Here is an 18,977-nt window from a genome sequence, read left to right as displayed (position 1 = left end):
GGCATCGACGATGTAGAGGCGCATGTCCTCGACGATATCGGCCGCCGCCGGAGCGGGCCTCCGGGTTTCCCCTGAGGTGGTCTCCACTTGCAGGTGGCCGCCGTCACGCCAGCCCGGCCGCGACGCGCGTGGGCACGAGATGGACGATTTCGTCCAGCCGGGCGACGAGCCACCGGTACCGCTCGGGGCGCCCGCGGCCGATGCCGCGCAGCAGGCTGATCGCGCGCGAGCCGAGCAGGCCTGGGACGCCGGCCAGCGCTCCCCACACCAGCGGCGCGACGACGACGTCCGCGGTGTTCTCGGCGAGGGTTTCCACCGAAGCGCGCGAGAGGCCGATGACGCCGAGATCGTCGGCGACTCGCGGGTCCAGTGTGGACAGTGTGCCGCGAGCGGTCTCGAGTTCGCCTTCTTCGAGATCCCGGGCCAGTGAGGTGCCGTGCGCGGCCAGCCCGGCGGCGCCGAGGACGGCCCAGGTGGTCACCGCGGTCGTGGTCGCCTGCAGGACGGGGCTGCGCCGTCCCGCTCGCTCGGCGAGCACGCCCGCCAGTACGGCGGAGCCCGCGAGGCCGCCGGTCCACAGGACCCCGGTCAGCGGATGCTTCGACCGGACCTTCGCGTCCACCGCCGAAGCCGCCCTGGCGAACGCCGTCACCGGACGCCGCGACCGGGGGTCCCCGATCGCCCCGTCCGCGGCCACCCCCAACACCAAGCCGATCGCGCGCGCCGCGCTCACCATCGCCCCCTGCATGCAGTATCCCTGGAAGACCTGCAGAGATTACTCGAAGATCATCTGTCCAGAAGGACGGCCATCTCGTCACGCGCCTGGATGACGATGTCCCGCATCGCGCGTTCGGCCCGGTCAGGATCACCGGCGTCGACGGCCACCGCGACCTCGACGTGCAGGGCGACGGCCTCGGGCTGCGGCTCCTCCGGCATCAGGCCGTGCCCGGTCCGCCCGGCGAGGACCTCGGCGACGACCGCCGAAAGCTGGGCGAACATCGGATTCCGCGACGAGGACAGCAGCAGATCGTGGAAAGCGACGTCGTGCCCGAGAAAGGTGTCAAGGTCACGCCGGTGCGCTGTCTCCTCAAGCCGCTTCGCCAAGGCTCGGAGGCGGCCGCCCTCCTCCGGCGTCGCCCGCAGCGCGGCGTACCGGGCGGCGCACGGTTCCACGCCGGAACGCAGTTCGGTAAGGGTGCGCAGCGCGGTCTTCCGCTCGGAGCCGTCGAGTTGCCAGCGGAGCAGTCTCGGGTCGTAATGGTTCCACTCGCTCGGCTCGCGCACGATCACCCCGACCCGGCGCTTGCTGCTGGTCAGGCACATCGTTTCGAGGACCCGCACCACCTCGCGCGCCACGGTGCGAGAGGCGCCGAACCGCTCTTGGAGCTCCTCCGAGCGCAGTACGGAGCCCGGCGGGAGCTCCCCGTTCGCGATCGCGGAACCGAGCGCGTCGAGCACTTCGGCATGCCTGTCGTTGCCCACCAGGCGACTCTAACGTTCTGACTCGATTAAGTAGTACTTGATGTTGCTTAAGTAGTACTTTTGAGCTGTACTCGTCCCGGCTACAACGACGTGGGAGGTACGGATGACCGTCATCGTGGTGATGGGCGTTTCCGGCTCGGGCAAGACGACCGTGGGCACGGCACTCGCCGAACGCCTCGGCGTCGACTACGCCGAAGCGGACACGTTCCATCCGAAGGCGAACATCGACAAGATGAGCTCCGGCCACCCGCTGAACGACGAGGACCGGCAACCCTGGCTCGAAGCCATCGCCACCTGGATCTCCGACCACCAGTGCTCCGGCGGCGTCGTCACGTCTTCCGCGCTCAAGTATCGCTACCGCGACATCCTGCGCAGCGGCGGGAAAGTCTGGTTCCTGCATCTCCACGGCGACCGCGACCTGCTCGCCGATCGGATGAAGACCCGCTCCGGCCACTTCATGCCGGTGTCCCTTTTGGACTCCCAGCTCGCCGACCTCGAGCCGCTGCGTCCGGACGAGCACGGCCTCGTCGCCGACATCGCGAAGAAGCCGGAAGAGATCGTCGAAACCGCCCTTTCCGCTTTCAAGGACCGCTGATGACCACCACCCTCGCCGCCGCCTGGACCGGACACGACACCCGCCTCATCGGCGCGACGGTGCTCGCCATCGCCGTGATCGTCGTCCTGATCACCAAGGCGAAGCAGCATCCGTTCCTCGCCCTCATCCTCGGCTCCGGCGTGCTCGGGCTCGTCGGCGGCATGCCGGTCGACAAGCTGATCAAGAGCTTCAGTTCCGGCGTCGGCTCCACCGTCGCGTCGGTCGGCGTGCTGATCGCGCTCGGCGCGATGCTCGGCAAACTGCTCGCCGACTCCGGCGGCGCCGACCAGATCGTCGACACCATCCTGCGCCGCTCGGGTGACCGCGCCCTGCCGTGGGCGATGGCGCTGGTCGCCGCGCTGATCGGCCTGCCGATGTTCTTCGAGATCGGCCTGGTCATGCTCATCCCGGTGATCCTGCTGGTCGCCAAGCGCACCGGGAAACCGTTGCTGATGCTGGGAATCCCCGCGCTCGCCGGGCTTTCGGTGCTGCACGGTCTCGTCCCGCCGCACCCCGGCCCGCTCGCCGCCGCGGGCGCGCTGAACGCGAACGTCGGCCTCACCCTGGCCTTCGGCCTGCTCGTCGCGATCCCGACGGTGATCATCGCCGGCCCCCTGTTCGGCAGGCTGGCCGCCAAGATGGTCCCGGACGCCGTCGCACCGGAGCGGCTCGTCCCGGAATCGTCCTCTTCGGACGGACGCCGTCCCGGCTTCCTCGCGACGCTGTCGACGGTGCTGCTGCCGGTCGTGCTGATGATGGGCAAGGCGCTCGCGGACATCCTGCTGGCGAAGGAGAACCATCTCCGCCGCGTGCTCGACTTCATCGGCGACCCGCTGGTGGCCCTGCTCGCCGCGGTGCTGCTCGGCATGCTCACCCTGGGCAAATCCGCGGGCTTCACGCGGGACAAGCTTTCGTCCACAGTGGCCGATTCGCTGCCGCCGATCGCCGGCATCCTGCTCATCGTCGGCGCGGGCGGCGGGTTCAAGCAGACCCTCGTCGACGCCGGGGTCGGCAACGTCATCACCAGCCTGGCCACCGGCGCGAACCTGTCGCCGCTGCTGCTCGGCTGGCTGGTCGCGGTCGCGATCCGGCTCGCCACCGGTTCGGCGACGGTCGCCACCGTGTCCGCCGCGGGCATCGTGGCGCCGCTCGCGGCGACCATGGATCCGTCGCACAGCGCGCTGCTGGTGCTGGCGATCGGCGCCGGTTCGCTGTTCTTCTCCCACGTCAACGACGCCGGGTTCTGGCTGGTCAAGGAGTACTTCGGGCTTTCGGTCGGGCAGACGCTGAAGAGCTGGTCGATCATGGAGACGGTGATCTCGGTGGTCGCGATCGCGCTGATCCTGCCGCTGGGTGCCTTGTTGTAGGTCCGGCTTGACACGTGACCTTTTAGTCACCTATTCTTCCGACGTGCCCGACGACGACCTGGTTTTCAAGGCCCTGGCGGATCCGACTCGCCGGTTCCTGCTCGACCAGCTGTTCGCGCGTGACGGCCGCACGCTGACCGAACTCGAGTCCGAAGTGGACATGAGCCGGTTCGGCGTGATGAAGCACTTGAAACTGCTGGAAGAAGCCGGACTTGTCGTCACGCGCAAGGAGGGCCGGGAGAAGAAGCACTTCCTCAACCCGGTGCCGATCCGGCAGATCCACGACAGGTGGATCGACAAGTTCACGGAGCGCAACGTGACCGCGTTGCTCGACCTCAAAGCCGAACTCGAGACCGAGGAGCCCTCATGACCGACACCCAGGTTTACCGCGTGTACATCAAGGCCACCCCGGAGAAGATCTGGGACGCGATCACGAAGCCCGAGTGGTCGCGGAAGTACGGCTACACCGGCCTCGTCGACTTCGACCTGCGCCCGGGCGGCAAGCACGCCACCCACCCGACGCCCGAGTACGTCGAAGCGGGATTCACCAACGACTTGGTCGACGGTGAGGTCCTGGAGGTGGATCCGCCACGCAAGCTGGTCATCACCTGGAAACTGCGGATGGACCCGGCTTTCGACAAGGAGCCGTACACCAAGCTCACCTACGAGATCGAAGAGACGAGGACCGCGGGCACCCGGCTGACCGTCACCCACGACGTCACCGACGCGCCGACGACGGCCGCCCTGGTCAACGGTTCGCAGGAGGACATCAACGCCGGACCGGGCGAGAACGCCGGTGGTGGCTGGGCCTGGATCCTGTCGGACCTCAAGACGCTGCTGGAGACGGACGAGCCGCTCGTCCCCGCCGCTTCCTGAGCGCGTGAAGGCCTCCTTCCCTCGGCTCAGCCGAGGGAAGGAGGCCTTCACGCGCGATCTAGACCCGTTTGGTCGCGGCCTTCAGAGAGGCCTTCGCGGAGGAGGAAGCGCCGATCGTGTCCAGCGCGAACAGCGCCGCACCGACCACGGGAGCCACGTCGACCACCTGGATCGACGCCCGCGGCGCCACTTTCAGGCACCGCCGTTCGATCTCCGCGATCACCTGCGCGCCGACCCCGGTCAGCACTCCCCCGCCGAGGATGACTTCGGGTGCCTCCTCGGTGAGTTCGAGCCGCCGCAGGATGACCGAGACCAGCAGCGCGACCTCTTCGACGAACCGGTCGACCACGTCCTGCGCCACTTCGTCGCCGTCCGCCGCGACGGCGAACAGCAGCGGGCACAGGCCGTGGATCGAATCGGAGTGCAGATCCTGGAAGTGCAGGCGCTGCACCACATCCAGCACCGAAGACGCCTTGAAGTACGCGGTGACGGCGGCCTGCAGAGCCGTTCCCGGACCGCGGCCGTCCTCGGCGCGGACGGCCCACCACAGCGCCTCCTCGCCGAGCCGGTAGCCGCCGCCCCAGTCGCCGGAGATCTTGCCCAGCGCGGGAAACCGGTGCTCACGGCCGTCGGCGCTGACACCGGCACCGTTGATCCCGGCGCCGCACACCACCGCCACGCCCGTCCCGTCGGAACTGCCCGCACGCAGCAGCGCGAGCGTGTCGTTGCCGACGATCAGGGTGTCGCTCCAGCCGCGTGCCGCCAGTGCGGCGTGCAGGATCTCTTCCTCCCGCGGGAAATCCAGCCCCGCGAGGTAGGCCGACGTATGTGTCGCGAAAGGACGTTCGTCGGGAAGCCCTGCCCCGCGAAGGGCTTCCAGGACCAGCTTCTCCAGCGCCTGGACGCTGCCGTCGACCCCGATGTTCTGCGGGGACGCGCCCGGTCCTCGCGACTGCCCGAGCACCCGTCCGTCCCGCGAGACGATCAGGACGTCGGTCTTGCTGTTGCCGCCGTCGATCGCGACGACGACGTCCCGTGAGCCGGCCGTCATGCCCCCGCCCACGGCAGGAACTCGCGGTTGATCTGCACCAGGGAGTCGGCGAGCTGATCCGCCTTGGCGTACTGGCCTACCAGCGGATGCGCGAGCAACGCGTCCGCCACCCGGTCCCGGCCGCCCTTGATCGCCGCCTCCAGCGCGAGATGCTCGTACGCGGTCACCCCGGCGATGAGCCCGGCGAACCGCTGCTCCACGGGCGGTTGCGCGATCGGACGCGGTCCGTTTCCGTCCACAAGGGACGGAACCTCGATGACGGCGTCGTCCGGCAGGAAGTCGAATGTGCCTTCGTTGCGGACGTTGACGACGTGCTCTTCGGCGGGGCCGCCCGAGGTGAGCGCGTGCACGAGCTGCACCGCGGCCTCGGAATAGTAGGCACCGCCCCGCTTTTCCAGCTGCTCCGGTTTGGTCACCACCTCCGGGTCGAGGTACACCTTGAGCAGTTCCTCCTCGACGTCGCTCACGACGTCCGCGCGCGGCCGCTCGGTGCGCTGCTTCGCGACCTGCTCGTCGTGCCCGTAGTAGTACTTCAGGTAGTACGACGGCACGACGTTCATCCGCCGCATCCACTCGACGGGCGCGGTGACGTGCTCGCCGAGGTATTCCGCGTGCTCCGCCAGCAGTTCCGGCAAGCGGTCCTCGCCGTTGACGATCACCTTCCGTTCCCAGCTCAGGTGGTTCAGTCCGGTGTGGACGAGTTTGACGTCGTCGATCCCGGCACCGAGCAGATGCGCGAACGTGCGCTGGAGGTGGATCGCGACGTTGCAGAGGCCGACGGCGCGGTGGCCCTCGTTCAGCAGCGCCCGCGTGACGATGCCGACGGGGTTGGTGAAGTTGACGATCCACGTGTCGTCCCCGGCGATCTTGCGGACCCGGTCGGCGATGTCGAGCACCACCGGCACGGTGCGCAGCGCCTTCGCGAGGCCGCCCGCGCCCGTGGTCTCCTGCCCGACACAGCCGCAGGCGTGCGGGAACGTCTCGTCCCCGCGGCGGGCGCGCTGCCCGCCGACCCGCAGCTGGATCAGCACCGCCGACGCGCCGTCGACGCCCTCTTCGAGGCTCGACGTGGTGCGGACCCGCGCCGGATGCCCGGCGTGGCTCAGCAACCGGTTGCTGAAGTCCCCGACCGCCTCCACCCGGTACGCGTCCGGATCGATCAGCACGATCTCGTCGACGTCCAAAGTGGACCGCCGTCCGGCGATCCCGTCGATCAGCTCGGGCGTGTAAGTGGACCCACCACCGACGACTGCCAGTTTCATCCCTTGACCCCTGTGAATGTGATGCCCTTGACGAAGGACTTCTGCGCGAACACGAACAGCACGATCACCGGCAGCATGATCAGCGCGGTGGCCGCCATGGTGAGGTTCCATTCCACGTGGTGCATACCGCGGAACGACGCGATCGCCAGCGAGAGCGGCCAGCTGTCGCGGGTCTCACCGGTGTAGAGCAGCGGACCGAAGTAGTCGTTCCAGGTGAACAGGAAGCAGAACATCGCGGTGGCCGCGATCCCCGGCTTCGCCATCGGGATCAGCACCTTGACCATCGCCTGGAACTCGTTGCAGCCGTCGATCTTCGCGGCTTCGAGGTAGTCCTTCGGAATGGTGAGGAAGAACTGCCGCAGCAGGAAGATCGAGAACGCGTCGAAGAAGAAGTACGGCACGATCAGCGGAACCAGGGTCCCGGTGAACCCGAGCCGCACCCACAGGTCGTACAACGGGACGACGGTGACCTGCGGGGGCAGCATCATCGCGGCCATGGTCAGCATGAAGAACAGGTTCTGCCCGCGGAACTTCAGCTTCGAAAGCGCGTACGCCGCCGGAATCGCCGAAACGAGCGCCCCGAAGGTCGCCAGCGTCGAATACAGGATGCTGTTGCCGAAATACTGCAGCAGCGGTGCCTTTTCGAACACCTCGATGAAGTTCTCGAAGTGCCATTCCTTCGGCCAGAAGTTCGACGAAAGCGCCTGATCGCTGGACATCACCGCGGTGAGGAACACGAACAGGATGGGCAGCATGAAGATCACGCCCATCGCGATGCCCACGCTGTGCGTCGCGATCCAGTACAGCTTCTTGTCCCATTGGCGCCGCACCCGCACCTTCGGCGGTTCGGATGCCGGGGCGGTGTGCCGGGGCTCGGCCAGTGTGGTCATCCGCCCTCCTCCTGATGCTGGGTCTTGCGCAGCTGCCGGACCAGGATCCAGGTGAACCCGGCCGAGACGATGAACAGCAGGACCGCCATCGCCGCCGCGTAACCCATGTTGAAGTACCGGAAACCCTGGACGTACAGCCAAACCGGATAGGTCAGCGTCGAATTCTGTGGTGCGCCGATGAATCTCGTGTTGCCCGCGACGTCGGCCGCGCCCGCGGCCGCCGATCCCGCGACGATCGCCTGCGTGAAGAACTGCAACGCGAAGATCATCGAGTTGACGATGCCGAACAGCAGCACCGGCGAGATCGACGGGAGCGTGACGTGCCAGAACCGGCGGACCGGCCCGGCGCCGTCGAGTTCGGCGGCCTCGTACTGTTCCTGCGGCACGTCGAGCAGCGCCGCCAGGATGATGATCATCAGCTCGCCCGAACCCCACATCACCAGCAGGGTCAGCGCGGGCTTCGACATCGCCGGATCGTTGAACCACAGGCCGCCGTCGATGCCGACCGCCCGCAGGAACGCGTTGACCGGGCCGTATTCCGGGTTGAACAGGAACACGAACGCGAGGGTCGCGGCGGCGGGCGGGGCCAGCGAGGGCAGATAGCAGAGCGTCCGCACCAGGCCGACGCCCGACTTCAGCCGCGAGATGATCGACGCCACGCCGAGCGAGAACACGACCCGGCAGAACGTCAGCACGATCACCAGCCACAACGTGTTGTACGCGGCGGTGCCGACCAGCGCTTCGCTGGTGAACATGCGGATGTAGTTGTCGAAGCCGATGAATTCGGGCGCGTTGATCAGGTCGTAGCGGGTGAACGAGTAGTACACCGTGGCGATCAGCGGGTACCCGAAGAAGATCAGGAAACCGAGGGTCGCCGGTGCGATGAAGTAGAAGACGGTGCGGCGGCGGCGCGCTGCGTTCCCCTTCCGCGTCCTGGTGGACGCGGAAGGGGAGGCGACCGCCCTGGAGTCCAGGGTCGAAGTCATGCGATCAGCCGCCGGCGCGTTTCTGGGCCAGCTCGTCGTTGATCTGAGCGTCGACCTGCTTGAGCCCCGCGATCATGTCGGGGACGTTGCCCGCCTGCCACTTCTCCGCGAAGTCGTTGACGGCCTTGAGGTGCGCGTCACCGATCGGGGTCGACGGGTTGGGCATCAGCTTGCCGCCGTTGTACAGATCGAGGAACGTCTTGAACTCCGGCGTGACCTCGAGCTTCGGGTCGGTCAGCGCGGCCTTGGTGCTCGGGACGTTCTTCAGGCCGTTCGACAGGTCGACCAGCGTCGAGGTGTCGAGGGTGACCTGCTTGATCAGTTCCCAAGCCGCACCGGGGTTCTTGGCGCCCTTGGGGATCGCGATGATCGTGCCCGTGGTGAACGCGCCGCCGTAGCGGTCCGGCTTGCTGTCGAGCACCGGCGGGGCCGCGGTGCCGAATTTGAGCTCCGGCGCCTGGTCCTTGATGAACGCGGTGCGGTACTCGCCGTCGATCATCATCGCGAGCTTGCCGCGCTGGAAACCGTGGTCCGCCGAGTACTCCTCGCCGAGACCGGCCTTGAACTGCTCGACCTTGGCGTGGCCGCCGTAGAAGTCCACGAGCTGCTTCTGGAAGTCGAACATCGCCTTCCACTCGGGGCTGTCGGCGAGGTGCGACTGGCCGTCGGGGCCGATGTAGGTGGCGCCGAAGTTCGGGGCCCAGTACTGCGCCATGTTGGCGTAGAACGGCATCGACGGCAGGAAGCCGGCGACCTTGATGGAGCCGTCCGGGTTGAACTCGGTCAGCTTCTTGGTGGCCTCGAACAGTTCCGAGGTCGTCTTCGGCGGCGACGTGATGCCCTTCGCCGCGAACATGTCCTTGTTGTAGTAGAAGCCGTAGACGTCGGCGAGCAGGGGCATGGCACAGCGCTTGCCCTGGTATTCGGTGTAGCTGCGGACGGCGTCCGGGATCTGGTTCAGGTCGATCTTGTCGCGATCGATGTAGGGCTTGAGATCCTGGAAGCTGCCCGTCGAGCACCACGCGCCGAGGTTGTCGGTGAAGAACGAGATCGCCACGTCCGGCGGGTTGCCACCGCGGATGGACTGGGTGATCTTGTCGTCGTCCTGCTGGCCTTCGTGCTTGATCTCGATGTTCGGGAACTTCGCCTTGAGCTTGTTGAGCCCGGCGGTGACCACGTTGTACTCACGGTCGGTGAACTTGCTGTAGACGGTCAGCGTGAGCTTCGCGTCCGCGGCCGGGGCGGCCGCCGCGTCGCCCGACCCGCCGTTCGGGCCGCTTGCGGCGCCCGAACAGGCGGACACCAGCGCGGCGACGGTGACCGCGCCGAGCACTATCGAGCCGCGCCAACGGCGGCCGCTTCTCCGAACCTGGGTCGTGGAACTCATGACCCTCCTCCTAGTTGGTTGGGGCGGGAGACGGTGGTTCTGTTCGTGAATCCGGGATAGCCACGATCGGGTTCGGCTCTCCCGCCCCGGACCGTCTCGGCCCGAGGAGCGAAGGGGTGTTGACGCCGAAGACGTCCCTGCGCACGGTGGCGAGCGCCGACTGGAGCGCGCCCGCCCGGACCGCGTTGCCCTGCACCGAAGCGACCCCGACGGGGGTGCGGGGCAGGACCAGTTCGTGCAGCCTTTTCGCGACCAGCGCGGCGAATTCGTCGCCACCGGCCCGGCTGGTGTCACCGGAAAGCAGCACGAGTTCGGGGTCGACGACCGCGATCAGGCTGGCCGCCCCGCCCGCGACACGGCGGGCGAGGTCGTCGAGGAAGGCTTCGTTGCCGCTTTCGCGGGCCTTGGCGACCGCGTCCGCGCCGGTCTCGGCCTCGAAGCCGTGCGCGGCGGCCAGCTCGACGACGGCCGGAGACGCGACGAGGTCGCCGAAACGATCTCCCCCGCGCGCCGTTTCCTTCCGCGTGGCAACGGAAACCGGATCGGGGACGCGCATCCAGTCGATCTCGCCGCCACCGCCGGTCGCACCGCGCAACAGCCTGCGGCCGACCACCACCGCGCCGCCGACGCCGTCGCTGAGCCAGATCATCACGAAGTCGTCGAGCCCGACGGCCTGGCCGACCGTCATCTCCACGATCGCGACGAGGTTGACGTCGTTCTCGATGGTGACCTCGACACCGAGCTCCCGGCTGAGCCTGCTCGGCACGTCGAACCCGAGCCAGCCGGGGATGTGCGGCGCGGAGGAGAGCAGACCGGTGCGCGGGTCGAACGCGCCCTGTGCGCCGATGACGACGTGGCGGAGATCGGTGGCGGCGAGCCCGGCGCTGTTCGCGACGTGGGTGAGCGCCGCGCCGAACGTGCCGACGACGTCCGCGCCCTCGTGGACCGGCAGCGGGACCTGGTACTCGGCGAGCACCGCACCCGTGACGTCGGAAACGACGAAGTCGGCCGTCTGCGGGGTCAGGTCCACGGCCGCGACGTAGGCGACGCCGCCGTTGACCTGCCAGAGCTGCGCCCTCGGGCCACGGCCGCCACCGCGCACGCCGGCCTTGGTGACGACGTCGTCCTGTTCGAGGCGGGTGAGCAGCTGCGCCGTCGCGGGCTTGGACAGGCCGATCGCGACTTCGAGCTCGGAGCGCGTCAGCGGGCCTTCCCTGAGGAGGACCTCGATGGCCGCGCGATCGTTGATCTCGCGCAGCATTCGCGGACTGCCGGCTCGCACTGGAGTTCACTCCCGACTTCGTTAGGAAACTTTACAGACGGTTTCCGGGGACTGTAGTGAGCCGAGCCACAGCCGTCAACGGGGTCGGGAAACGGGGAGGTAACGCTTGCCGTGTTCCGCACAGCGGGTATGCGTTGGTGTACTGAGCGTGGGTCAGACGACGAAGGACAGCCCAGAAGGTTCGACCGCACGGTCGTCGACAACGCGATCGCGGTCGCGTGAGTACATGAAGGCCCCCTTCATTGCGCTAGGCGCAATGAAGGGGGCCTTCATGTACTTGGGGAAGGTGCGAAGGGATCAGACGCCGGCCCAGGCCGCCAGCATCACGCGCGCGATCGACGAGTTCCCCGGCAGCACCAGCTGCCGCGTCCCGCCGGCGATCGGGGTCGGCACGGCGCCCGCGTTCCGCAGCTGACTGTTCGCGAAAGCGGCCCGCACTTCCTCGCGCGAAACCCAGAACGCCTCTTCGATCTCACCCTCGGCGGGCACGATCGTCGAAGAGATGTCCGCCCGCGCGGTGAAACCGAGCATGATCGACCGCGGGAACGGCCACGGCTGGCTGCCGAGATAACGCACGTCGCGCACCTCGACGCCGACCTCTTCGCGGATCTCCCGCTCGACACAGCCTTCGAGCGACTCCCCCGCCTCGACGAAACCGGCGAGGATCGAATACCGGTCCGGCGGCCAGATCGGCTGCCGCGCCAGCAGGACGTGCTCGCCGTTGACGCCGGCGTCGTCGTGCACGAGGCAGATCACGGCCGGGTCGGTGCGCGGGTACTCCTCCCGGCCGCAGCCGGTGCACTTGCTCGCCCAGCCCAGCTGGACCAGCTCGGTCGGGCTTCCGCAGCGCGTGCAGAACTTCGCCTGCCGCCGCCAGGCCTGCAGCGCCTGCGCGGTGGTGAACAGCCCGGCCGACGTGTCGTCGAGCAGGTCGCCGTAGCCGCGCAGGTCGACCCAGATCTCGCCTTCGTGCCGGGCGACCTGTTCCACGACGCCCCAGCTGCCCGCCATTTCGACGGTCTCGGTCTCGCCGGCGGGGCGGCCGGGCATCGACCAGTAGTCGGTGCCCTGCCACTCCCCCAGGAAGACCGCCTCGGCGGGCGGCTCGGTGCCGAACTCCTGCGACTTGCGGGTCGCGAGGCTGCCGGAACCCTCCACCACCGGGGTGCGCGCGTGCTCGTCGAGCAGCACGACCCGGGCGTTCGGCCAGCGCTCGGCGAGCCTGTCCGGGTTGGTGCGCAAGGATTCCTGACGGTCCGCCGTGGAGCGCGAAAGCGTCGGGAGCGCCCCTAACCCGAACGGCGTCTCCATCAGGCGGGCTCCCCGACGGTCACGTCGCCCAGCGCCGTCAGCTTCGGCGCGAGGACATCGGCGTCGCCGACGACGACCCCGGTGAACCGCTTGGGCGCGAAGAACTCCAGCGCCGCGTTCGCGACGTCTTCGGCGGTGACCGCGGCGAGGCGCTCCGGATGCCCGGCGAGCCATTCGACGCCCAGCCCGGTCGCGGCGAGCGCGGACAGCTGCGCGGCCAGGCCGCCTTGCGACGACGCGGCCGTGACCAGCGAACCGATCGCGTACTGGCGCACCGACTCGACCTCTTCGGCGGTCGGCGGCACGAGACCGAGCCTGGCCAGCTCGTACCGCGTCTCCATGAGCGCGGCGGCGGTCGCGTCGGTCGCGGTGTCCGCGTCGACGTTCACCACGGCGGTCTTGTCGGTGAACTCGAATCCGGAGTGCGCGCTGTAGGTGTAACCCTTGTCCTCACGGATGTTCTCGACCAGCCGCGAGGAGAAGTACCCGCCGTAGACGAGGTTCGCCAGCTGCAGCGCCGGGTACCGCGGGTCCGTGCGCGACACGGTCTGCGCGGACAGCCGGATCTGCGACTGCACGGCACCGGCGCGCGGCACCAGCAGGACATTGCCGCCGACGAGGTCGGGCAGCGCGGGCAGGCGGACGGCGGAACGGTCCGAAGCCCAGCCGCCGAACGCCTTCTCCAGGTCGCCGATGACGGTCTCGGGGTCGATGTCGCCGACGATCACCAGCACGGATCCCCGCGGCAGCACCGAAGCGCGGTGCAGCGCGCGAACCTGCTCGGGCGTCACGACGGCCACGTCTTCGGCCTGCGGGACCTCGCGCACGGCGGGGTGGTCGCCGTAGCGGTGCTTCTGCAGCGCCTCACGGGCGATCGTCCTCGGCTGCGTGCGGGACACGGCGATCCGCTCGATGAGCCGCTCGCGTTCGCGCTCGACCTCGGCGTCCGCGTACGACGCGCCGGTAAGCGCGTCGGCGAGGACGTCGAGCATCGTCGGGAGGCCGTCGGCCAGCGAGGTGCCGGTGACGACCAGGCGCTCCGGGTCGACGCCGGACGCGAGGTCGCCGCCGATCAGCGCCAGATCCGCGTCGATCTCGATGCGGTCGCGGCGGGCGGTGCCGGTCAGCAGGGTTTCGGCCAGCACCTCGGCGGTGGCCGGGTGCAGCTTGTCCTCACCGGCGAACGGGATCCAGACGCGCAGCTCGACCAGCGGCACGGTGGGCTTGCGGACGGCGAGCACCCGCAGCCCGTTGCTCAGCGTGGTGTCCACATGGGACAGATCCGCGGCGGCGCGCTGCGTCCCCAGCGACGGGACCGGACGCGGCCCGGCGGCCGTGCGGCCGATCTCCTCGGCGGTGCGGTGCGGTGCGCTCACTGCTCGGAACCTTCCTGATCGGAATCGGCCTGCTCGGAATCGGCGCTGCCGGGACGGATGACGAGGACGGCCCGCGAGTCCGGCCGCAGCGCCTTCGCCGCCGCCGAAACGGCTTCCGCGGTGACCGCCGACATCTTCTCGGCGAGCCGGTACACCAGCGACGCGTCGCCGTAGAGCAGCTCGAACGAGCCGAGCGCCAGCGTGCGGGACACCAGCTTGTCGTGCTCGGAGTGCAGGCTCGCGGCCCAGCGCGCGGTGACCTTCTTGAGTTCCTGGTCCTCCGGCGGCGTGGCCGCCAGCTTCTCCAGTTCCTCGTCCAGCGCGGTGAGGACCTGGTCGGTGCTCACCTCGTGCGGGTGGATCGCGGTGATGGTGAACGTGTCCGGGTCGCGCGCCTCGAACGGGCCGAAGAGCCCGGCGCCCGCGCCGATGTCGACGACCAGCGGCTCACGGTGCACCAGCCGCTGCTGCAGCCGGGAGCCGTCGCCGTCGGTCAGCACGCCGGCGAGCACGAGGTTCGCCAGGTAGCCGTCGAGGTCGTTGATCGGGTCCGGCATGCGGTAGCCGACGCCGACCGCGGGCAGCGGGGCGTGCGGGTCGACGTGCTCGCCGCGCAGTTCGCCCTCGGGGGCGGGCTCGGCGAACGACGGACGCTGCGGCGCGGGCCGGTGCGGCACGTCGCCGAAGTGCTTCTCGATCAGCTCGCGGGCCTCCTCGACGGTGAAGTCACCGGCGACGGTCAGCACCGCGTTCGCGGGCGAGTAGTAGGTGTCGAAGAAGGCCGCGCAGTCGTCCAAGGTGGCCTGTTCGAGATCCTCGAAACCGCCGTAACCGTTGTGCGCGTTGGGGAACGTGGAGTACAGCACCGGCGGGAGCAGGATCCACGGGAACCCGCCGTACGGCCGGTTCAGCACGTTGAGGCGGATCTCCTCCTTGACCACGTCGATCTGGTTGGCCAGGTTCTCCTGCGTCAGCTTCGGCGCCCGCATCCTGTCCGCTTCGAGGAACAGGGCGCGCTCGAGAGCCGCGGCGGGGAGTACCTCGAAGTAGTCCGTGTAGTCCGGATGGGTGGAGCCGTTGAAACTGCCACCACTCGACTGGACGTACCGGAAGTGCGCGAGCTTCTCCAGGCTCTCGCTCCCCTGGAACATCAAATGCTCGAAGAGGTGCGCGAAACCGGTGCGCCCTTCGGGCTCGGAACGGAAGCCCACGTCGTAGTGGACGCTGACACCCACCACCGGAGCGGTCGCGTCGGGCGCGAGCACCACGCGCAGACCGTTGTCGAGGGTGAATCGGACAAGCTCGGGATCGGCCATGCGCACCACCCTACGGGCTACTCAGGCCTCCAGGCGACGACCCTGGCGGGTCGCGGCGAAGGTTCCCACCAGTGCGGCGGTGAAGTCGCTCACCCGCGCGATCGGGACCTCACCGTCTTCTTCCTTGCCGTACCAGTAGATCTTGGGCGGACCCTTCAGTTCGGCGAATCCGGCGACCCACCGTTCTTGTTCGCCGAGAGCGAGCGCGTACGGCAGTGCCCGGGAAAGGAGTACCTCGCGTTCGAGCTTCGGGACGTCCGTCGCCTTGGTCGCCTGCAGCGCCTCGCGAACGCCGAGGAGCCGCCGGTGCAGCAGCACTCCGGCGCCGGTGCGCGCCGGCATCCATCGGGCGGCGACGGCCAGTACCGCGCCCGCGGCGATGACGATCAGCCCGAGCTGGGCGTAGCCGACGGTGAGGGCCAGCAGGACGGTGAGGAACAGGCCGTAGAGGCAGATCCGCAGGCCGACGCGCGCCAGCCTGCCCGGCAGGCGCGAATACCAGCGGCGTTCGACAACGCTGTCGTCCAGTGCCTCCCGCACCGATTCGACGCCGATCCGCGCGGCCTGGATCTCCGACAGCGACACGGACTCGCTTTCGCCGGGCAGGAGGAGGTCGAACACGGCGCGCTCGTAAGCGGTCAGCTGCTCGTCCGGCGGATTGCGGCGGACGAGCCGCCAGGTGGTCAGCTCGCCGGGCTCCTCACTCACCCAGAGGTAGTTCCGGACCGCGAGGTCGACGACCGTCGCGGCCAGGTCGACGGCGTCGGCGCGGCCCGAGAGGACGGTCCCGACCTGTCCGGGAAGCACGCCGTCGGGTGACGAGAACGCCTTTCCGGTGAGCAACTGGACCGGGAGCGCGTCACCCGGGTGCCCGTCCCGCCTGCGCAGCAGAGCCAGGCCGACGGCCGCCGCGACCAGCACGAGCGCGAAGCCACCCCACGCCCAGCCGACCGGGGCGGTGAGCACGAACGCCCCGGCGAAGGTCTTCGACGGCTCCAGGCGCGCGTTCGCCGGGACGGTGCCGCCGGGCAGTTCGACGGAGATCTCCATCCGCTGCCCGGGCGCGAGGTTCTGCTGGCTGAACCGGGTCAGCCCGGAATGCGCGATCTGAGCGGTCGCGCAGTGCGCGCGCGAACCCTCGGGCCCGGCGTAACAGGAGACCGCGTTCGGGATGGCCGGCGCGGCGAAGCTCGCCCGCACGAGTTCGAGCCGGGCGTCCCAGCCGCCCGCGAGCTGCCAGCTCACCCGGGTCAGGCCGTCGGCTTCGGCGACCGCACCGTCCACTGTGTACCGGACGATCGAGGTGCCGCCCTTGAGTTTGACGATGAACTCTTCGCCGGTCAGCTCGGCGTTGCCCGCCCCTTCGATGACGACGGCCCGGACGCCGATGATCCGGTCGCGGTCGCGCGGGGCGGCCGTGCGGAGCGGGATCCGGCGGGTCATCGTCGCCTCGCTCGGCACGGACACCGCCTCGACGACCGTGAGCGCGCCGTCGCGTTCCACCTTGAGCGAGATCTCCGCGCTGTTCGGCAGTGCGGGCAGTTGCGGTTCGCTCTGCGCCCCCGCCGGTGCCGCACCCAGCACCAGCAGGAGAAGCACCGGCAACAGCACGCATTTAGTCCTCTGAATGCGGTACTTCACGTCAGGCGGGGACCGGCTCCGGGCGCAGCGAGCGCAAATGCCCGGACTCGGCGAGCAGACCGTCCAAAGCGGACAGGAACGACGGCAGATGCGCGGCGAACCGGCGCAGATCCCGATCGCCCTCGAGCCCGCCGAACCAGTACAGCCCGGCCGAACCGTCCGCCGACGGATCGAGCCCCTCGAACGTCCGTAGCCAATGCTCGGTGTCGCCGAGCACGATGGCGTACGGCAGCGACCGGGAGAACACCATTTCCCGGTCCCCCAACGGGATGTCGGCGACCTTGACGGTGTGCAGGTATTCGAGCAGCCCGCGTACCTGGCCGACCAGGCGCCTGCCGCGCGTCGTCCTCGGCGGCACCCACGAAGCGCCCAGCAGCGTCGCGATCCCCGCGAGCGCGACCGCGACGCCGAGCAGCGCGTGGCCCGCCGTGAAGGTCAGGACGACGGTGGCCACGAGTCCGAGCGCGAGCAGCCCGATACCCGCCCAAGTCAGCTTGCTCTTGCCCTTGTCCGGGCGCCGGGAGAACCAGCCCTTGCGCACGACGTCGGCGTACATCGCCTCGCCGGCGACGCGGAGATCGACGGTGCCGCGGCCGCGGAGTTCCGACAGCAGCACGGAATCGGTGCCCTCGGGCAGGAGCGCGGTGTAGATCTCGCGCTCGAAGGCGGCGAGGTGCTCGTCCGGCGCGTTGCGGCGCGCGATCTGCCAATCGACCGTGCCGGCGCCGCGGACCTCGGCGATCCACAGGTAGTTGCGGACCGCGAGGTCGACCACCGTTCCGCTGACGTCCACGACGTCGACCGTCTCGTCGACGACCGTCCCGACCTGGCCGGGCAGGACACCGTCGGGCGAGGCGAAGGAGACCCGATCGCCATCCCGCATGAGGACGTCGACCGGGCCGGTGCCCGCGGCGAGCGCGCCCCGGTCACGGCGGCGCAGCAGCCAGACGGCGAGCGCGCCGAGGATCAGGAACAGAGCCAGCGCCCCGAATCCGATCCCGGCGGGGGTGGTGAGGGCGAAGGCCCCGCCGACCGAGGCGATCTGTTCGAATCGCGCGTTCGCGGGCACCGTGCCCGCCGGGAGCTGGACGGCGAGGTCGACCCGTTCGCCCGGAGCGAGTTTGTCCTGCTCGATGCGGACGACGCCGCTGTGGTCGGTCTCCGCGAGCGAACACTGCCGGTCCGAGCCGAGCGGCCCGGCGAAACAGTCCACTGTGGGCGTTTCGCGCGTCGGCGCGCTGAACGAGGCGGACACCCGGGACAGTTCGCCGTCCCAGCCGCTCGCGACCTGCCAGCGCACTTGCTGCGCGCCGTTGACGTCCGCGACCGCACCGTCCACTTTGTACTTGAGGGTGGACGCGCCGCCATCGAAGGTGGCGACCAGCTGTTCACCGTTCGGCTCCGTCTTGCCCGTGCCCTCGACCGAGACGTCACGGATCGCGTACACGCGGTCCTGCTCTTCACCCGCGGGAACCTTCAACGGGATCCGGCGCACGAGGTGCTGTCCACCCGGGACGGTCACCTGCTCGGTGATCGACAGCGAACCGTCGCGTTCCACCTTCACCGCGACGTTCGCGGACGCCCCGCTCGGCGGCTGGAGCAGGCCGAGCTGGCCGCGCGCGCCCAGCGGCGGCGGCTTCGGCAGCTGTGGCGCGTTGGTCAGCGAAGGGCCCGCTCCGGGCGCCTCCGGAACGTTCGTATCCGACGGCGGGGCCATCAAGGCCGAGCTCGCCGCGACGGCCACGACCGCCGTCCCCCATTTCGTCAACACAGCCACACACTCTAGGGCAGCCGATCTATGCTGGCCGCCGAAACGCCGAATCCGCCACCTGGGCGAACGGCGTTGCCGAACCGCATGGGGGATCCACTCGATGAACCAGCAGCCGCCCGGCCCGCCTGATCCGCGGCGCCGGCCGACTCCGCCACCGCCACGGCAGCCACCCCGGCCGCCGCAGGGCGGCCGACCGCTCCCGCCACAGGGTGGGCGTCCGCTTCCACCGCCGGGAGCGCGTCCGCTTCCACCGCGCGGGGGTCCGCCGATGCCGCCGCCGAACCGGCCGGGTCCCGTCCCGCCCGGTCGTCCGCCGATTTCCCGGCCGACGCCGGTTCCGCCGCCGTTCCGGCCGGGTCCGCCGAGCGGTGGCATGCCGCTGCC

Annotated in this window: 16 protein-coding genes and 2 pseudogenes; 4 read left to right on the top strand and 14 right to left on the bottom strand. The window is 69.4% G+C overall.

Going from position 1 to position 18,977, the window contains the following annotated elements:
• Positions 1 to 109: 109 nt before the first annotated feature.
• Positions 110 to 748 (bottom strand): annotated as a pseudogene (locus ACSMFO_RS39985) (CobD/CbiB family cobalamin biosynthesis protein); the annotation flags it as partial.
• 38 nt (positions 749 to 786) lie between these two features.
• On the bottom strand, positions 787 to 1,482 hold the full coding sequence (locus tag ACSMFO_RS39980) for a FadR/GntR family transcriptional regulator (protein ID WP_436462515.1): 696 nt from the start codon (positions 1,480 to 1,482) through the stop codon (positions 787 to 789).
• Positions 1,483 to 1,585: 103 nt separating this feature from the next.
• On the opposite strand from ACSMFO_RS39980, the gene ACSMFO_RS39975 reads away from it, so the two are divergent.
• Genes ACSMFO_RS39975 through ACSMFO_RS39960 form a run of 4 tightly spaced genes read left to right on the top strand, consistent with a single transcriptional unit; the run spans position 1,586 to position 4,320 of the window.
• The gene (locus ACSMFO_RS39975; protein WP_038518897.1) at positions 1,586 to 2,077 is read left to right on the top strand and encodes a gluconokinase; all 492 of its coding nucleotides are present in this window, start codon (positions 1,586 to 1,588) and stop codon (positions 2,075 to 2,077) included.
• A complete protein-coding gene (locus tag ACSMFO_RS39970) occupies positions 2,077 to 3,444 on the top strand; it encodes a GntT/GntP/DsdX family permease (protein WP_037332001.1) in 1,368 nt (455 codons plus the stop codon). The genes ACSMFO_RS39975 and ACSMFO_RS39970 overlap by 1 nt, the downstream gene beginning before the upstream one ends.
• Before the next feature lie 43 nt (positions 3,445 to 3,487).
• Positions 3,488 to 3,814 carry an ArsR/SmtB family transcription factor gene (locus ACSMFO_RS39965; RefSeq protein WP_016331552.1) on the top strand — a complete coding sequence of 109 codons (327 nt, stop codon included), beginning with the start codon at positions 3,488 to 3,490 and terminating at the stop codon, positions 3,812 to 3,814.
• Entirely contained in the window at positions 3,811 to 4,320 is a 510-nt protein-coding gene (locus ACSMFO_RS39960; RefSeq protein WP_436462514.1) for an SRPBCC family protein, read from the top strand. Before ACSMFO_RS39965 ends, ACSMFO_RS39960 begins: the two co-directional genes overlap by 4 nt.
• Positions 4,321 to 4,378: 58 nt before the next feature.
• Here the strand turns inward: ACSMFO_RS39960 and ACSMFO_RS39955 are convergent, their stop codons facing one another.
• From ACSMFO_RS39955 to ACSMFO_RS39900, 12 genes and pseudogenes are all read right to left on the bottom strand, one after another.
• Positions 4,379 to 5,383 carry an N-acetylglucosamine kinase gene (locus tag ACSMFO_RS39955; RefSeq protein WP_436462513.1) on the bottom strand — a complete coding sequence of 335 codons (1,005 nt, stop codon included), beginning with the start codon at positions 5,381 to 5,383 and terminating at the stop codon, positions 4,379 to 4,381.
• Positions 5,368 to 6,633 carry a 6-phospho-beta-glucosidase gene (locus ACSMFO_RS39950; RefSeq protein WP_436462512.1) on the bottom strand — a complete coding sequence of 422 codons (1,266 nt, stop codon included), beginning with the start codon at positions 6,631 to 6,633 and terminating at the stop codon, positions 5,368 to 5,370. Before ACSMFO_RS39950 ends, ACSMFO_RS39955 begins: the two co-directional genes overlap by 16 nt.
• Positions 6,630 to 7,523, bottom strand: a complete 894-nt coding sequence (locus ACSMFO_RS39945; RefSeq protein ID WP_037332009.1) for a carbohydrate ABC transporter permease — start codon at positions 7,521 to 7,523, stop codon at positions 6,630 to 6,632. Before ACSMFO_RS39945 ends, ACSMFO_RS39950 begins: the two co-directional genes overlap by 4 nt.
• Entirely contained in the window at positions 7,520 to 8,509 is a 990-nt protein-coding gene (locus ACSMFO_RS39940; RefSeq protein ID WP_037332010.1) for a carbohydrate ABC transporter permease, read from the bottom strand. Before ACSMFO_RS39940 ends, ACSMFO_RS39945 begins: the two co-directional genes overlap by 4 nt.
• A gap of 4 nt (positions 8,510 to 8,513) precedes the next feature.
• Positions 8,514 to 9,896, bottom strand: coding sequence for an extracellular solute-binding protein (locus ACSMFO_RS39935; protein WP_037332011.1), 1,383 nt, complete (start codon positions 9,894 to 9,896; stop codon positions 8,514 to 8,516).
• Positions 9,897 to 9,906: 10 nt separating this feature from the next.
• The gene (locus ACSMFO_RS39930) at positions 9,907 to 11,157 is read right to left on the bottom strand and encodes an ROK family transcriptional regulator (protein WP_073847560.1); all 1,251 of its coding nucleotides are present in this window, start codon (positions 11,155 to 11,157) and stop codon (positions 9,907 to 9,909) included.
• Positions 11,158 to 11,475: 318 nt separating this feature from the next.
• Positions 11,476 to 12,489, bottom strand: coding sequence for an NAD(+) diphosphatase (gene nudC, locus ACSMFO_RS39925; protein ID WP_350594462.1), 1,014 nt, complete (start codon positions 12,487 to 12,489; stop codon positions 11,476 to 11,478).
• Positions 12,489 to 13,865: a M16 family metallopeptidase gene (locus ACSMFO_RS39920; RefSeq protein ID WP_360125921.1), complete on the bottom strand. Its 1,377-nt coding sequence runs from the start codon at positions 13,863 to 13,865 to the stop codon at positions 12,489 to 12,491. The genes nudC and ACSMFO_RS39920 overlap by 1 nt, the downstream gene beginning before the upstream one ends.
• The gene (locus ACSMFO_RS39915; protein ID WP_360090616.1) at positions 13,862 to 15,181 is read right to left on the bottom strand and encodes a M16 family metallopeptidase; all 1,320 of its coding nucleotides are present in this window, start codon (positions 15,179 to 15,181) and stop codon (positions 13,862 to 13,864) included. The genes ACSMFO_RS39920 and ACSMFO_RS39915 overlap by 4 nt, the downstream gene beginning before the upstream one ends.
• 21 nt (positions 15,182 to 15,202) lie before the next feature.
• Positions 15,203 to 16,792, bottom strand: coding sequence for a DUF2207 domain-containing protein (locus ACSMFO_RS39910; RefSeq protein WP_436462511.1), 1,590 nt, complete (start codon positions 16,790 to 16,792; stop codon positions 15,203 to 15,205).
• A 31-nt stretch (positions 16,793 to 16,823) separates the two neighbouring features.
• On the bottom strand, positions 16,824 to 18,593 hold the full coding sequence (locus ACSMFO_RS39905; protein ID WP_436462516.1) for a DUF2207 domain-containing protein: 1,770 nt from the start codon (positions 18,591 to 18,593) through the stop codon (positions 16,824 to 16,826).
• Between the two features lie 11 nt (positions 18,594 to 18,604).
• A pseudogene (locus ACSMFO_RS39900) lies at positions 18,605 to 18,977 on the bottom strand (hypothetical protein); the annotation flags it as partial.

It is taken from the genome of Amycolatopsis sp. w19, assembly GCF_051373225.1.
Lineage (GTDB): Bacteria > Actinomycetota > Actinomycetes > Mycobacteriales > Pseudonocardiaceae > Amycolatopsis > Amycolatopsis japonica.
The sequence above is the reverse complement of the archived record's forward strand: the minus strand, read 5'-3'. Positions and strand labels throughout refer to the sequence as shown.